Here is a 17,435-nt window from a genome sequence, read left to right as displayed (position 1 = left end):
CGCTCTCCCGTATTCAAGCCTACTCCTCCACGAATTGCAGAAAGTACAGCTGATCCTGCTCATCCTGTGTCTGCCTGCCCTCTTTCTTCCTGCGGTTTACCCAGGCATGCTGCCTGCTATATAGCGGTGCAGTCAACGGATGTCTGCGCCGGGTATAACCGCTGAGTGCATCCTCCCCGCACTCCCCGATGATCATATGAACATTGGTGCCGCCGAATCCGAAGGAGCTGACGGCTGCCCGCCGGGCCACCCCGTGGCTGTCCCAGGCTGCGGCCTCAAGCACCGGATAAAAAGGCGAGTGCCCGAAGTCGAAGCGCGGATTGGGCCGGCTGCAATTCAGCGTGGGAACAAGCATCTTGTGGTGGACGCACAGCGCCGCCTTAATGAAGCTGGCAATGCCTGCCGCGCTGAGGCAATGGCCGATATTGGTCTTCACGCTGCCCACACCGCAAAAGCCTGTGGCACCGGTATATTTTTTGTAAACCGAGGTCAGGGCCTTCAGCTCAATGGGATCGCCGATCATCGTACCTGTGCCGTGCGTCTCCACGTAACCAATCGTCTCCGGGTTAATACCGGAACGGCGGATCGCTTCAGCGATGACCTCTTCCTGGGCCTGCATGCTTGGGGTGGTAACCCCCATCGTACGGCCGTCATTATTGGTTGCCGAGGCTTCAATGACCGTGTAGATTCTGTCCCCGTCGGCGAGGGCCTTGGCCAGCGGCTTGAGCAGCACCGCTCCGCAGCCTTCTCCCGGCACGATGCCGTTCGCCTCCTCATCAAAGGTATGGCATTTGCCGTCCGGAGACATGGCTTTGGAGGCGCTGAATACGAGATGGGGACGCTCATCCAGAAGCAGATCCACCCCTCCCGCTATAGCCATTTCCGACTCGCCGGAGCGGATGCTCTGGCAGGCCAGGTGCAGACTAAGGAGCGAGGAAGAACAGGCGCTGTCCACGGTTAGGCTGGGACCCTTGAGATTGAAGAAATGGGAGGCATAAGCCGCGATGAAATTTTGCCCGATGCCGATGATCGTATTCTTATTGATATCCTGCACCCAGCCCGGATAAGAGCCTGGATGGGCGCCGATGAATACACCGACCTTCTTCCCGCTGATGTCCTCCATTTCATAGCCCGCATCCAGAATAGTCTCCGCTGTAACCTCAAGGGACTGCCGCATGAGCGGACTGATCTGCTCCACATTCTCCTTAAGGTCGAAATACCCACCGTCGAAGCGCTCAATATCGTCCAGGAACCCGCCCCATTTGCTGATGCTTTTGCCTTCCGCATAGACAGGTGCGTACCATTCATCCTTATCCCAGCGACTGGCCGGAACCTCCGTAATACTGTCCAGTCCCTGCCGCAGATTGTTCCAGAAGGCGTCCTTGTCTCCAGCCCCCGGAAAATGGCAGCCCATGCCGATAACGGCAATCCGTCCGTCATGCCTGCCTTCAGGGCTTTGCGTTTCGTCCTGTACGTTGTGTACCGCTTGCATTCTTGCTTCCCTGGCACGGCCGTAATGAAATTCCGGCACCCGGTTATACGGTTCAGCGAATCTGATTCTATTGCCTGTCAGCAAAGGCGGGTCATCCTGCTCCAGCTCCGGCTGACTCTTATATTCTGCGCCGTTTGAGCAGAGATGCTCTGCCAGCGCGCGCATGTCTCTAAGCTCGAAGAACAGCGCCGGATCCATACGGGTCTGAAAAGCGGTGTCCAGCTTCTTAATGACCTCGATCAGCAGAATGGAATCCACGCCGATTTCGGCAAATGGAACATCCTCACGTACACGGTCCCCCGGTAGCTTCAGCTCTGCACAGAAGATATCCAGGATCAGGGCGGACGCTTTTTGCAGCTCACTTGGGGTACTCAGTGTATTCTGTACATTCCCTCCGGCTACCGCAGCGTCAGGACTGCCTTGACTCTTCACAACGGCCTTCGCCCCAGGTAAACCCTTCCCCCGTTCAGCGCTTGCCTTGATCAATAATTCCGGGCGGTAAAGATCCATGTCCAGGATAGCCGGAATCACACTTGCCGAATCACTGCCAATGATGATGTCCTCCAGCATGAAGAGGCCATCGGCAAGACTGTGTGCGGTAAGTCCTGACTGTGTATAGAGCGGGCTAAGCTGAAACCCGGAATCCGCCAGCATCCCGACCTCTGACCAGCTCGGCCAGATGATCGACTGATAATAACTGTTTCCGAGGGTGTGCTGATGCTGTGCATACAGGTCCAGATAATAGTTGGCTGCGCTGTAATCGCTAAGCCCGGCAGACAACGGCGGCGCCAGAGCTGAAATGGAGGAGAAAAGAACAAAGAATTCCAGCTTATCCTGGGCAAAAATGTGCTGGAGTGCCGCCACCCCTTCAACCTTAGGTTCAAAGACCTGCCGGATATCGGCGATTTTTTTGTTCACAAAGGCCGGGTGCTGATTCAGATTGGAGCCTGCGCAGTGCACAACACCGCCAATTTCGCCACACTGCTGCCGGATGCTCTCAACAAAAGGCATAAGCTGCCCGGCATCGGTCAGCGAACCCGAATAGACCTCGATTTGGGCACCGGAGGCTTCCAGCTCCACTACCCGCTTGATTCGTGCCAGACTTCCCGGATCATGGATAGTGCCGGTCAAGATGTCCGGCCAATCCGCCCGGGCAGGAAAAGCCTGAACCCCCATCAGCACCAGCTTCCGTGCGCCTCTTCGGACCAGCAGACGGGCCACCTCGGCCCCGATCCCCCGCGTGCCTCCGGTAATGACATAGACCTTTTTGGGGTCTACCTTCAACCGGTTATGCCGCTCGCGGCCGATCCATTTATTCTGCTGCTTCAGCGTGGTGATAACCGGCTCATACCGCAATCCGTCCGCATAGCACGCTTCAGCGGTATCGGATTCCAGGCTTAATTCGCCTAGGACAATCCGGAGCTGCCGGTTAATATCCGAAGCATCCAGGCCGATATCCACGGTGCGGGCGGTGACTTGTCTATATTCTGCGCCAAGCGTGCGGATGATCCCGGCGATATCCGCTCCGGCCAGAGTAACCGTGCGGTTCTCCGGATTCTGAACCCCGCTGGTCAAATGAACAATCCGAAAATCCTTGCCCGCCTGCTTAACCAGCGCTTGCAGAAGCATGATTTTACCGTAGCTCTGCTTGGACATGGGCTTCGGCTGTGCATGGAGATCGGAGAAATCAACGATTCCCTTGAGTTTCAGCTTCATCCCGAGTACGGCTTCAATCGTCTGCTCACTATCCTCTGTAAGCGTGAAGTCAACAGGTAACACGGAGTCATGGGCTTGCTGCGCCCTTCCGTCACACAGGATCAGCGGCGCTTCAAAGCTTGCTCTGACTGTTGCAAGTGCGTCATCATCCATCTCTTCATTTACGATGATAAGATACTGCCCTTCAACCCGTTTGCGCTCACGAGGCTGCTCCGACTTCATCCATTCCTTCTTAAGCAGAATATATTGCTCCCCGGTAACAATCTCACGGGTGCTGATGGGAACCATCTGGATGTTCTTAAAGGACAGCACCGCTTCACCTGACTCATTCAGCACATGAACGTCATAATGAAGCTCACCGCCGGCAGTCTCCAGACCACCCGACTGAAAATGAACATATTTCGCCGATGAGGCTTGGCGGATAAGCTGTATTTCACCGATCTCATAAGCTGCAGACGCCGTGCCGCCCTTGCCGATAATGTCCATGTTCAGCCCCTGCAGGACGGCTTCAGTTAACATAGCTGCCAAGACATCGTCCGCCGAATGGAATGGGCCTGGTGAAATTACCGCCAAGTGGTCTGTCAGGCTGCTGTACAAGCCTGTTATGATCTGTGCCTGTGCTTCATAAGCTATACCTTGATTCTCCAGTACCCGGTAGACTTCATCCCCAGTCCGAACCTGCGCTGCTTCCTGCTTGAGCTTGCCTATATCCACCGCTGCCGGTTCGTGAGACGGATAAGCCAGGCCTGTTCTGGCCGTACCTGCCGCCAGGATATCCTGCTGCGATCCTTCGCGCAGGACAGCGAACCGGAGGGAATCCCCCTCACCATCACCTTGAAGATGAATATTCAGTTTCACTTGCTGCTTGTCAGAAGCAGGATGGCAGAACTGAATCTGCTCCAGTGAGGCAATACCCGGAGCACCACTTCCCAGCAGTGCAGCCTGCGCGCCTATAGCCAGCAGAATAGCTTCGCTGAATACCGCTGCCCCATAAATGGACTTGCCGAACACGGCCTTTCCGGCAGCCTCCGGTTCACTTACAAAGCCGATTCCCTGCACCGTTGACACATTGCGGTGAACCAGCGGATGTAGCTGCCCTTCTGCCGCTGCTCCAGCACTTCCGGCAGCCCCGGCAGCTGAGCTGCTTCTGGATATTTGGTCAGCTCCTATGGCAGCTCCGCCACTTCCGGATACTCCGCGAGCCCCTCCGGCAGCTGCGGTACTTCCGGCAGCTCCGCCATTCTCCGTGCTTCCCTTCTCATCCGCTGCCTCGATCCAGCAGCGCATATAATCGAAGGGATAGCCTGGAAGCGGCACTCTGCGGAAGCACCCGGCAGCGGACAGGCTTTTGAAATCGGCTGCATAGCCTTTGATGTAATAATTGGCAATCAACTGCGCCGCCTTTGCCCGTTCCTGCGGAGTAAGCCGATCCTGATGAAACTGGACCAGCAAATGCTCCATCTTGGATTTCAGCGCAGGGTTCACCCGCTCATTGCCGCCCGATCCGCCGCCGCTATACCAGCCTGAGCTTGGCTGCTTATGAAGAAAAGCCTCCAGCTCCCGGACCAGCTCTTCCTTGCTTGCGGCAATGAACATGCTGCGGTAGGCGTAATGATCTCTTCCGGCCAGCAGCGTATACGATATATTGGCCAGTCTGCCCAAGCTTGTGCGCTCCTGCAGATAATCCCGCAGATGCTGTACCTTGGCCTCGAGTGCCGTATCGCTTTTCGCTGACAAAGCGAACAGCAGCACCTTCCCGTCATTGTCCCCGGCTGTGCCGGTGACAGCTTCATCTTCCTGCTCTATATGCTCCGCAACCACCACATGGCAGTTGGTTCCGCTCATTCCAAACGAGCTGACCGCCGCCATTCTTGGCCGTCCGGCTTCCCTGCGCCATTCCTCGGTCTCTTTTCCCACATAGAATGGGCTGTTCTTAAAATCGATCAGCTTGTTCCCCTCACCAGAGTGGAGCGTAGCGGGAATTCTGCCGTGCTGCAGGCTCAGGAGAACCTTGATCAGACCCGCCATGCCCGAGGCGGACAGGGTGTGTCCTATGTTGCCTTTGACTGAGCCGAGATGGCAATATTGCTTCTTGTCCGTGAATGCGCCGAAGGTCTCCGTGAGGGCAGCGACCTCGATCGGATCCCCCAGCCGGGTGCCCGTGCCATGTGCCTCCACATAGCTGATATGTTCAGGGTTAATCCCGAATTTCTCATAGACTTCACGTTCCAGCGCTGCCTGTGAGAGACCATTCGGGGCGGTAATGCCATTGGTTTTACCGTCCTGATTGACCCCGATGCCTGCGATGACTCCGTAGATATGGTCCCCGTCCCGCTTCGCGGCAGCATACTTCTTGAGGAGCACAGCGCCCACGCCTTCGCCCAGGCCTATGCCGTCCGCCTCCTCGGCGAACGGCTTGCAGATTCCGTCGGTGTTCAGCATCCCCAGCTTGCCCAGCGACATATAAATCCATGGCGTGAGCATAAGCTGGACACCTCCGGCGATCGCCATCTCGCTGCTGCCGCTATGCAGGCTGTCACAAGCGAGTGACAAAGCTACCAGTGACGAAGAGCAGGCCGTATCCAGGGCGATGCTCGGCCCCTTTAAATTCAGCAGATAGGAAATCCTCGCCGGAATGACCGACAAGCTGTTCCCCGTAGGGACATGCTCGTTCGTCTCACCCAGGAACCGCTCCAGATACTCCCCTTGCTGAAGGCCCACGAATATGCCGCATTTGCTGCCTGACATATCCTGCAGCGAATATCCCGCATCTTCTATGGCCTTCCAGGATTCTTCCAGAAACAGCCGTTGTCTGGGGTCCATATGCTCCGCTTCTTTGGGAGAGATGTGGAAGAACAAAGGATCGAATTGATCCGCGCCCGGGAGAAAGCCCCCATAACGGATATGTGCCCTCTGCGCCGGGGTCAGCTTGGTCAGCTCCGTGCGTTCAGCAGGCGCTTCCTGAAGACTGCTCACTTCCTGTACAAGGTTGTCCCAATACTGCTGCACATTGCGGGCGCCGGAGAATCTGCCGGAGAGGCCGATAATGGCGATATCATCGCTGCGCACATTCCCATTATTTTGCGTAAAGTCCGGTGTATGTGTTCTGCTCTGCATAGGCATTAGCTCCCCTCCAGTAAGAGTTCAAGTTCATTCAGATCTATAGGGCTATCCACCGCCAGCCCGGAGTTCCCGGAGGCCGCAGATCCCGTTACTGCTGTCTCCAGAATATGGGCAGTCAGCAGCCGTACCGTGTTGTAATTGAACAAATCATTAGAATGCAGTGCAAGGCCGAGCCGGTCGTTCAGCTTGTCTACCAATTCCAGCGTCAAGACTGAATTCACGCCCAGTTCCGAGAATGGAAGATCGGCGTTAACCTCTCCGGCCTCCAAATAAATGACCTCCTCCAGGGTGCGGTTCAGACATTGCTCCACCGAGTCTGCAGACGTTTCTACATATCCGATCGATTCTGCCGGAGCCACGGTTTGCGGAGTTTGTAAAGTTTGTGGCCGAAGGCTCCTGTTCTGCTCATCACAGGCCGGTTCCGATTCCCAATCCGGCTCCGCTTCAAGCGTGTAGCGATTGGCCTCAGCGGCAGCCGCCGAGAAGCCATTGCCGATCCAATATCTCTTCTTGTCAAAAATATAATTCGGCAGCGGGATCACCCGTGCACGGCTGCGTTCATCATGCAGCAGCTTCCAGTCTATCTTCGCCTTCAGCAGCCAGAGCTGGGCAATCTGCGGCCATTGTCTGTTACGAACCGCGTTGGCAATAAACTGATGTCCGGATTCGTTCTGGAATAGAATGGCGGCAACATCATTCTGCGGGTCCAAGCTGCCTGTGTAGACATCCGGCAAATTCGGTTCTCCGGCGGCAAAGCGGATTAATACTTCCCTAAGCTCCCCGATATCCCGGCTGACAATGGCCACTCTCTCGGCAAAAGCTTCCCGCCCAACCTGCAGCGTATAAGAAACATCTTCTAAGCGCAGTGTATATCCGTCTGTATCGGCGGCATCCATCCCCGCCGCACTAGCCGCAGCAGTCTCGGCGTAAGCCTGGGTATCAAATCCGAATCCGGCATTCCTCCGGCTAAGCTCAGCCGCTTCCAGATGATTCATCAGCTCACGCAGCGACCGGTTAGCCCCTAATGTGCTGTCGGCAGCATGTTCCTGAACCAGCTCATTGATGGCATCGGCCAGCCTAACCTGGTGTACAGCATCCGCGCACAGCTCAGTCAGAATTTCGTCGTAGTCGATCTGCCCGGGGTTCACGCCAAGCACTTTCGCGACAACGTCCAGACAGCGGTTCCGGACAGCCTGTAATCGGGCGGTTATTAGCTCACTTGTGTCCACAGCCCGTCCACACGTCCGGTGGCGGGCGATAAATGCCGCCAGCTGCCGGGCCTGCGCCTGCAGCTTGTCCCTGCTCTTGGCGGACAGCACGATGAGCTGCTCCTCACTCTGCGCTGCAGGAGGTACGTCCGGCTCATACTGCTCAATCACAATATGGGCGTTGGTGCCGCCTGCCCCGAAGGAGCTGATGCCCGCCCTGAGCGGCTGAACCTTCAGCCCATCCGGCGTCTCCTCCGTAAGCGGCTTCCACGGCTGGAGCGAACGCTGTACATAGAACGGCGTTTTGGCAAAATCTATATTCTCGTTGAGCTGCTCCGCGAGAATTGAAGGTACCAGCTGCTTGTGCTTCATCTGTAGCAGCACCTTGGTCAAGGAAGCCATACCGGCTGCCGATTCGAGATGTCCGATATTGCTCTTGACCGAGCCAATGGCGCAAAACTGCGTTTTGGCGGTGAATTTCTTGAACGCCTTCGTTAACCCGGCCACCTCGATCGGGTCTCCCAGCGCGGTTCCGGTACCATGGGCCTCAATGTAACTGATCTGCTCGGGATGCACGCCAGACCTCCGCAGCGCCTCCTCAATCAGCTCGGACTGGGCATTTGGATTAGGCACAGTATAAGAACTGACCTTGCCGCCGTGATTGACCGCCGTTCCTTTGATTAAGCCATAGACAGGGTCCCCGTCACGGAGCGCCGCCTCCAGCGGCTTCAGCAGAACCGCGCCAACGCCTTCACCGGGAACATAGCCGTCCCCGCCCTGGCCGAAGGCCCGGCACTTGCCTTCTGTGGAGCCGAATCGCTGATCGGTCAGGAAGATATATTTTGCCGGATGCACTAGGGTGTTGACACTACCGGCCACCGCCATTTCACTCTCGCCATGCCGGATGCTCTCGCAGGCCATATGGATAGCCACCAGCGCAGAAGAGCACATCGTATCAATGGCCAGGCTCGGTCCCTTGAAGTTGAAATGATATGAAATCCGGTTGGCGATGGATGCAAACGAAGAACGGACATCCATGAGCCGGCCGTTATTGTATTGCTCGACACCTAGCAGCTGATAATGGGAATTCATAACGCCGATGAATACGCCAACCTTCTTGCCGGAGAGAGTATCCGCGGCAGCTCCCGCATCCTCCAGCGTATGGTAGGTGGTCTGGAGCATGAGCCGCTCCTGCGGGTCCATCAGCTCCGCTTCCCGCGGGGAGATATGGAAGAATCCGGCATCGAACTTCTCGACATCCTTCATGAACGCTCCCCACTTGGTGTACACTTTGCCCGGCTTGCCTTTCTCAGGATGGTAATCCTTGCGGTAATCCCAGCGCTCCGGCGGAATCTCCGTAACGCAGTCCTGCCCTCCGCTTAGCACATCCCAGAATTCCTCCAGCGTATCCGCCATCGGGTACTGTCCGCTTAAGCCGATAATCGCAATATCCCCACTTACTGCTTCTGCACCCTGATGCCGGGACATGGCGGAGGCAGCTTCCTTTTTTACAGCTGCATTTTGGACAGTTCCCGTTTCTGCTGCCATCACTTCTGGCATCACTTGTTCCGCCGCTTCTTCCACTACTGCTTCTTGTTGCTCCGCTCCCCTACTCTGCCCTGGCTCCCCGGCGGACTGCTGAAAGAATTCCGCATGATTATCCATAAAAAATGCCGCCAGAAGGGCAATCGTGCTGTATTCAAAGAAAAGCGTGCTTGGTAAATCGGAGAAGTCCTTGCCCAGTATTCCATTCAGCTCCATGATCATGATGGAGTCGATGCCGTATTTGGAGAAGTCGGCTGAGGCTTCAAGCTGCGCTGCCGGAACCCCGGTCGCCTGCGACACGACTCCCTTCAAGTACTGCTGAACAGCTTCCTCCACCTTAACGGTGGGGACAAGACCGCTATGAAGCGGCTGCTGCTGGATTGGCGGAACCGGAAGCTTCAGTGGAGCTGTTGCCCCGCCCGTTACCGTTACCGCTGCTGCCCGCTGCCGCTCATGAACACTCTGCGCGGAAGCATTCAGCACCCTCTCCTGCTGCGGCTTCTCTTCTGTAACTGCCGCAAGTACCCGGCTCAGCTGCTGCCGTTCTCCGCAGGCTACAATAATACGGGATTCAACCGTGCGGACCAGCTGCTCCAGCAGTTCAAGACCGGCTTGTGTATCCAGCTGCTCCATCCCGGCCTGCTGGCGGTATTGTACGGCTTCCTCTCCGGACAACTGCATCGCTCCGTCATTCCAGACCGGCCAGTTGATAGACAGCGATGCACCTGAACGGATACCCTCCTTAACCTGCTCAGCCCGGAGTAAGGCGAAGCGGTCGAGATAGCTGTTCGCCGCCGCATAAGTGCCTCTGGCGAAATCTCCAATGATTGCGGAAATGGACGAGAAAAGCACGAAGAAATCCAGCTTCTCCAGCTGCGTAGCTTCATCCAGGTTGACCGCACCCTGGATCTTGGGCAGCAGCACTTCTGCCATCTGTTCAGGACTGGCTTCCATCAGCGGCTGCTCACCGAGCACTCCGGCACAATGAATGACGCCGTGAATGGAATGAAAAGCCTCTTGGGCCTGCGCCACGATCTCTGCGGAAGTCTGCCGCTCCGCGATATCACCAGGCAAGTAAATAACCTGCCCGGGATAACTCTGCAGCCGCTCAAGCTCACGGCTTCTCGGTTCATCCAGTGCGGATCTTCCGGTCAGCACCACATTGGCTTCATAATTCCGCAGGGCAAATTCGGCCACGGCAAGTCCGAGCTTACCCATTCCGCCGGTAATCAGGTAGGTACCCTGTTTGCGGAAACCGCTGAACTCTGATTCCGGTAATGACTCCAGCGGAAGGATCACACGGCTGGCTCTCGCTCCGCCTGTATAACTAATTTCCACAAAGGACGCCTGCTTACGGTACAGCAGCTCTTGTGCCGCGTAAAACGGAATTTCTTCAGCACGGTCGCAATAGATTACGGACGGGATGAAGCTGCGGTTGGTGGCCTGAAAGGCCTTGGACAGCCCCCGCAGCATTCCCGCTTCCGGCTGGCTGCCGCTGTGGACTGCGCCAAGCAAGAAGCGGACCTGATCCTGGGAATAGAGCTGAGTAACCGCCTTGAACAGATACAGAACCGGATAAAAAGCGTTCAGGATCTCTGCCTGTTCCCCATCCCACTCATACAGAATAGCGTCAATCCTTATCCCCTTAGCCAGCAGCTCTGTGAGCAGCCTGCCATAATCCGCTTCCCGTTCAGGCCGGATGCTGTATTCCAGACTTCCTGCAGCTGCGCTGTAGTCCGCTCCCGGATTCACAATAATGATGTTGTCCGGCACCGTATGCTCCCGGGCGAATGCTTCTGCCAGCCGTTGAACCTTCCCTTTGTCCCGGACCATATACAGCATATTCTTTACTTCGGCCTTGCTGATCCCTTCACTATGGCCACCAAGCCCCCCGGCTTCCGGAAGCTGTGCTTCCTGCCAGCGCTCGGTGTACAGGTGAATGCGGCTTGCCGCACTAACCGCATTGGTTGGCTGAATGGCCCGGATCGTGAAGTCTCTGGCTTCCACCAGCACTTCCCCCTGCTCATTCAGAATATAGACATTGAACCGCTTCATCCCCGCTGCCTTGCCTGCGGTCTCGGGTACGATCTCCGCATATGAATAGCAGCTTGGCGTCAGCCTGCCGTAGATGCGGATTTCGCCGAGTGCGAACGGAATATGCAATCTAAGCTGCTTGTACGCCTCGGCTCCGCCGATCCAGGTCACTGCCCGCAGCGCAGCATCAACAAGGGACGGGTGCAGCATATATTGGCTAAATGCAGGCAGCAGGTCCGGAGGAAGGTCGAGCTTCTCCAGCGATTCTCCGCTTCCGCACAATGCTTCTGTTGTAGCCTGGAAGCTTGGCCCATATTGAAAACCGATGGAGCTGCCAAACACCTCGTTGTAGCAGAAATCCTTGGCAATTCTGACTCCGCTCCGGGCTTGTATAGCGTCAAGATTGAAGCTGCGACGCTCCGCCTGCTGTCCAGTCCCGGTATAGAGCTTGCCCGTGCAATGAATAAGCCGGGTACTGTTCTCAGCGGTATACACCTGGAACTTCATATACCCTGATTCGGGAGTGAGCTGAATATAGGCATCCCGTGTATCGGCCACTTCCAGCCGGTTCACCCATAGCACATCCTTAATGGAATGCACCTGCGTCCTGGCCGCGAATTCGCCGGCCGCCCTGACCATCTCCAGATAAGCGACTCCCGGTAAAATCACCCGTTCATCCACAATATGCTCGCCAACATAGAAATCGCTCACCTTAAGTGTCTTCACGAATAGCAGCCGCTCCGGGCTGGACTTCGCCAGATCAATCATCGGATGGCTCTGAGCCGGAGCGGCCTGAGGGGCCGCCATCCAATGCGAAGAACGGTTAAAGGCATAGCCGGGCAATGGCTGCTTCTTGAAGCTACCGCCGGGATACAGCCTGCTCCAATCTAAATCTGCTCCAGCCAGCCATAGCTTCAGCAGAACCTCCTGGAACCCGAAGGCTCCATCACTCCGGGGCGATAATGCTGCCGTTTCCTTATCCCCTGCACACAGCCGGATCACCTCAGTCTGCAGAACGCTCTGCCCCGCACATTGCTCCTGAAGCTGTTCTCTCCAGCTTGCGGGCTCGGCAATTTCCGCCATATGGTGATTGGCTTCGTGCAGACAGGTATAGGGGATATTTAAATTCAATTGCTCCTGCCGTTCATTGAGCTGATTCCGGACAGCTTCGAGTACTCCAGCCTCTTCCTCATCAGAGGAAGTTAATAGCCGCACGGCCATTTCCTTGGATATGACCTCATCCAGAACAAGCTGGACCCATTCACTCAGCCGCTCATCACTTAAAGTGATGCGTTCCGACAAATCCCATTTCTGATTCAGCTTCAGCAGTGAACCGTAGGCGATCAACAGCAGAAGAACACGCTGACGCTCCATTGCCTGGCCGCCCTCACCGGCAGCTAACAACCGCTCCTGATGCAGCAGCGAGTCTGTGGACAGCTTCGCTGCCTGCAGCGCCGGGGATTGATCCCAATCCCGCAAATATTTCTTAAAGGTAAACTGGGTCCGGCTGAGTATTCTGGCTTTCTCCACATAATGCCTGAACGCCGCAGCGTCAGCACCGGTGATGCATACATTGCGCAAGCCGGCAATATACGCCGGGCCAATGTTAATACGGTGAATCTTCACTTGATGAACAGGGTCTATGAAGGTCAGCTCCGGTCTTTGCAGCACCGTTTCCGCAAGAGTAGCCCTGCCGGTCAGAATGTCATACGCCTGAACAGGCGTAATCATTCCGCTGACCGCCATCGCGAGCAGCGTCCCTTGCTGCTCACCGCTCACGGACGCGACATCTACTCCCAGGCTGATCAGGACTTTAGCCAGCGTGTAATTAATCAGGAAAGAGTAGGCGGCAAGCTTATCCTTGTTCCATTTGGCAATTGTAAGGCCACTCCGGATAGCGGCCGGCCGCTCGCGCAGTTCAGTTTCGGCAATAACCTCTTCAAAAACTTCGCAGATATACGGCTCTTCCATTACGCTCTTAATCTCCGTGTATCCTGTATAGATGACATTGGTGAAATGTACCGACCAGCGCTTGCGGCCCGGCTCCAGCCGCTCAACAGCGGAGGCAGCGGATTGCAGATACTCGGCTAACTCCTGCCTGCTCCGGATGACAGCGCCGATTCTGTATTCCCGGCAATGGCGCCTGCCCGCAAGCAGCGTTTTGCATAACTCGGCGATGGATGCGTCCGCCATCTCCGGCGAATTCAAATGAGACTTCCAGACGGCTATACTCTCGTTCAAACTGTCGCTGTTCAGGGCAGAGAGAGTGAAGAGCTGCGCGCCCGGTACGGATTTGTTACTGGCTCTGGCCGGTTTCGGCGGCTCGTAAGCCTCAAGAATCACATGGGCATTGACTCCGCCGAAGCCAAAGCCGCTTACGCCCGCCCGCAGCGGGGTCTCTTCATTTATCGGCACCCACTCCGTGTTGTCCGTGGCTACCTTAAACGGGGTATGCTCCCAGTCCAGCAGCGGATTCAGACCGGTAAGGTTGAGCAGCTTGGGAATAGTCTTATGCTTCATCATCAGCAGCACCCGGATGATCCCAGCAACGCCCGAGGCACTTGCTAAATGTCCGATATTGGTCTTGACCGAGCCAATGGTGCAGAACTGTTCCTGATCGGTGTACTGCCTGAACACCTGGGTCAGCGCTTCGACTTCAATCGGATCGCCAAGAGCGGTTCCGGTGCCATGCGCCTCAATATAATTGACGGTCGAAGCATCTACCCGGGCTTGCCGCAAAGCGGCTTCAACCAATTCCTTCTGCGCTTTCATGCTCGGTGCAGCGATGGTCTGTGAAGCGCCGCAGTGGTTCACTGCCGTTCCCCGGATAATGCCGTAGACATGGTTGCCGTCCCGCACCGCATCCTCCAGCTTCTGCAGCAGCAGGACGCCAACGCCCTCTCCCTGCACAAATCCGTCCGCATTCTCGTCAAAAGCCTTGCATTGTCCGTCCCGGCTCATCATATTCGATTTGGAGAAGGTCACGTACCGCCAAGGATGATAGGCCAGGCACACGCCTGCCGCTATGGCATACTTCGCTTCTCCGGCCTGTAGATTCTGTCTTGCTTTGTGAACAGCAACCAGTGAAGAGGAGCAAGCGGTATCCAGAGAGAGGCTCTCTCCGGTCAGGCCCAAAGTATGCGAGATGCGGTTCGCCGCAATACACTCGAAGTTGCCGAGGCCCGCATAATGATCGACCTTATCACCGCCGGTCAATGCAATCAGACCGTAGTCATTGCCGGTAACCCCGACATACACAGAAGTCTGTTCCTTCTGGAGTTCCGCCAGCGGAATCCCTGAATCCTCAAGACAATGCCATGTTTCTTCCAGCAGAATCCGCTGCTGGGGGTCCATGCTCGCCACCTCTCTGGGTGACAAGTTAAAGAAGGCATTGTCGAACTTGTCGATGCCGGATAATGAAGCGCAGTATTTCACAAACTGCTCATTGTCCCAGCCGAGGTCTGCCTCATTCTTCAGTCCGTATCTTCCGTTCTGCCAGCGGTCATAACTGATAGGCTTGACGGAATTCACATGATTGATCATGTTGTTCCAGTAGCTGCTGTAATTCTCTGCCTCTGGGAATCTGCACCCGATACCGACAATCGCCACATCCTGCCCTGCTGCAGCCCTCCGCGGCTTAAGCTTGCTTGCCGAAGCCTTAGAGCTCATATACCGTCTCCCTTTCTTCGACGACCCGTTGTTCCCTCATCCCTCTAAGCAGAGAGAGAATGCTGTCCTCCTGATACTGCTTCTTGATATACTTCTCCATCGTGCTCTTCCAGACATCGAATTCAAAGCCAAGCGCCTGCAGCAGCGCGCCCAGCATGACAAAATTCTCATTCCGCACATTTCCCGTTTCCTTGGCAATGGCAGTTCCTTCGACATAAGTGACATGCTTGTACCGGCTGAAGTTGTCCTCGTACTTTCCTTTGTATGTATCTTCATTCAGCTCTGCCAGATTGACGAGCATCCGCCCCTCCTGTTTCAGGAAGCTTCCCCAGCGCAGCGCTTCGATCTGATCGAAGCCGACAATATAGTCCGCTGTGCCCATTTCAATCAGGGGAGAGTAGATTTTGTCGCCAAAACGAACCTGCGCATGCACGCTTCCGCCTCTTTGCGACATGCCGTGCACCTCGGAGACCTTCACGTCATACCCGAGCGCAACCAGTCCCTGGGATAACACATTGGTTACAGTAATGACACCTTTTCCGCCCACACCGGCTAAAATAATGCTTGTAGCTGCTGTCATAGGTCGCTTAAGCCTCCTTAATGCTGTCATAGGGACAAACCTGCTGGCAGATGCTGCAGCCCTTGCAGTCAAGCGGATCAATCATGATTTGGCGGTCCACAATTTTGATTGCCGAGCAGCCTAGCATAGTGCATTTTTTGCAATTCACACAGGTAACATTGTCAATGATGTATTTTTTTGTCGGTTCCGCTTTGCTTTTGAGAAGTTCACAAGGATGTCTGGAGATGATTACGAACGGTTCAGTGCTGTGCTTGGCTGTGTCCACACACTGCTGCGTTTCTTGGAGGTTGGTGGGGTCTAGTATTCTGAGGTTATCCGGTTTAATGCCCAGTGCAAGCACGATATCTTCAATCCGTATGGCTTCCGACGTGCTGCCCTGCAGTGTGCGCCCGGTGCCCGGGTTCTCCTGATTGCCGGTCATAGATGTGGAGCGATTGTCCAGGATACAGATGACAATCGGGGTCTTGTTGTAAACTGCGTTCAGCAGTCCGGTCATACCTGAGTGAAAAAAGGTGGAGTCACCGATGAAGGCGAATACCTTCTTACCCATCGGTTTGAAATCCTGAGTCCGCTGCATGCCCGTTGCCATAGAGATGGAAGCGCCCATGCAGAGCACGGTGTCGAGCGCCTTGATCGGCTCGGTGCCGCCCAGCGTATAACAGCCGATATCTCCGGCGGCAATAATGTCCCTGTGCTGCTTGACTGCGCTGTACAGTCCGAGATAACCGCAGCCTGCACACAGCCTTGGCGGCCTTGGCGGTACTTGGACACCCTCGTAGCAGTCGAATTCTTCACGGGTGATCGCTTTTCTGATAATTTCCGGGTTCAGCTCGCCGCAGACGGGAATGATCTCCTTACCAGTACAGGCAATGCCCATCGCTTTAAGTGAGGTTTCGATGAAGGGCTCGCCCTCCTCGACAACATAGATTGTTTTGGCCCATGCAGCGAATTCTTTGGCCTTCTCGTCCGGAAAAGGATAACTCATACCCAGCTTAAGCACGGATACCGTATCTCCGAACACTTCCTTAACATATTGATAGGAAATTCCGCTCGTCACTATGCCGATCTCCGGAGAACTGTACTCTATTGCATTTAGAGGGGAGGAATTGGAGTACGCCTGAATATCCAGGAGATTCGCTTCGATTTCCAGATGCCGCTTTCTGGAGATGGCCGGAAGGAGCAGCCTGTCCAGCTTATTTTTCTTATAGGTTTTGAATTTCTCCTCCACTGCCAGGTCTTCCTGGAAGTGAACAATCCCCTTCGAATGGGACACCCGGGTTGTGGTCCTGAACAGGACAGGCGTATTGAAGCGCTCGCTGATCTCGTAGGCTTCGACAATCATATCCTTGCATTCCTGGGAGCTGGTCGGCTCGAGTAGCGGCATCTTGGCATGACTGGCATAAATGCGGTTGTCTTGTTCGTTCTGCGAGGAATGGATCCCCGGATCATCTGCCGAAACAATGACCAGACCGGCATTTACACCTTCATAGGTCATATTGAACAGCGGGTCTGCCGCCACATTCACCCCTACGTGCTTCATGGTGGTCAGGCTGCGGATACCGGCGATACAGGCGCCTGCTGCTACTTCCAGAGCTACCTTTTCGTTGGGTGCCCACTCGGCATATACACCCTCATAGACACTGATGCTCTCGACTATTTCCGTACTCGGTGTTCCGGGATAGGATGAAATGATTCTACAATTTGCTTCATAAGCGCCTCTGGCAATTGCCTCATTACCCATCATTAGAGCTTTCATCGGATCGTCCTCTCGTTCATCTCATTTAACAGAACCACGCGGCTGCATTTCTCCCAAATCACAGATTACATATTTAACATTTATAGGCTCTTACCACTTATATATAGGCTATAATCAATATTATAGTGTTACTATTAACTTTGTTACTTTTTTTTAATAAATTCCAGACTTTCAGTTCCTTAATCTGCTAATTTTCACAAAATTGAAATAATTAAAAAGCCCGCAACCTTTTATTGCAGACTTTTCAAATTAAAACGTATATTTATCTTATATAGTATTTATTGTCGTTTCCTCTCAAAAGGCCAAATGGAC

Annotated in this window: 4 protein-coding genes; all 4 read right to left on the bottom strand. The window is 55.0% G+C overall.

Annotation, left to right across the window (positions count from 1 at the left end; translation table 11 throughout):
* Positions 1 to 19: 19 nt before the first annotated feature.
* The 4 genes from QW71_RS37630 to iorA are packed head-to-tail and all read right to left on the bottom strand — an operon-like array spanning position 20 to position 17,123.
* The gene (locus QW71_RS37630; protein ID WP_160311763.1) at positions 20 to 6,325 is read right to left on the bottom strand and encodes a beta-ketoacyl synthase N-terminal-like domain-containing protein; all 6,306 of its coding nucleotides are present in this window, start codon (positions 6,323 to 6,325) and stop codon (positions 20 to 22) included.
* 5 nt (positions 6,326 to 6,330) lie between these two features.
* Entirely contained in the window at positions 6,331 to 14,787 is an 8,457-nt protein-coding gene (locus tag QW71_RS37625; RefSeq protein WP_052769812.1) for an SDR family NAD(P)-dependent oxidoreductase, read from the bottom strand.
* Positions 14,777 to 15,367 carry an indolepyruvate oxidoreductase subunit beta gene (locus tag QW71_RS00885; protein WP_047013538.1) on the bottom strand — a complete coding sequence of 197 codons (591 nt, stop codon included), beginning with the start codon at positions 15,365 to 15,367 and terminating at the stop codon, positions 14,777 to 14,779. Before QW71_RS00885 ends, QW71_RS37625 begins: the two co-directional genes overlap by 11 nt.
* A 7-nt stretch (positions 15,368 to 15,374) precedes the next feature.
* A complete protein-coding gene (gene iorA / locus QW71_RS00880; RefSeq protein WP_039291915.1) occupies positions 15,375 to 17,123 on the bottom strand; it encodes an indolepyruvate ferredoxin oxidoreductase subunit alpha in 1,749 nt (582 codons plus the stop codon).
* Positions 17,124 to 17,435: the final 312 nt, after the last annotated feature.

This window comes from Paenibacillus sp. IHB B 3415, from assembly GCF_000802655.2.
In the GTDB taxonomy this organism is placed as follows: Bacteria; Bacillota; Bacilli; order Paenibacillales; family Paenibacillaceae; genus Paenibacillus_AQ; species Paenibacillus_AQ phytohabitans.
The sequence above is the reverse complement of the archived record's forward strand: the minus strand, read 5'-3'. Positions and strand labels throughout refer to the sequence as shown.

What these genes read in the sequence shown, in the direction of transcription:
- QW71_RS37630 (WP_160311763.1), bottom strand. Translation starts at nt 6,325, where the DNA reads ATGCAGAGCAGAACACATACACCGGACTTTACGCAAAATAATGGGAAT.
- QW71_RS37625 (WP_052769812.1), bottom strand. Translation starts at nt 14,787, where the DNA reads ATGAGCTCTAAGGCTTCGGCAAGCAAGCTTAAGCCGCGGAGGGCTGCA.
- QW71_RS00885 (WP_047013538.1), bottom strand. Translation starts at nt 15,367, where the DNA reads ATGACAGCAGCTACAAGCATTATTTTAGCCGGTGTGGGCGGAAAAGGT.
- iorA (WP_039291915.1), bottom strand. Translation starts at nt 17,123, where the DNA reads ATGAAAGCTCTAATGATGGGTAATGAGGCAATTGCCAGAGGCGCTTAT.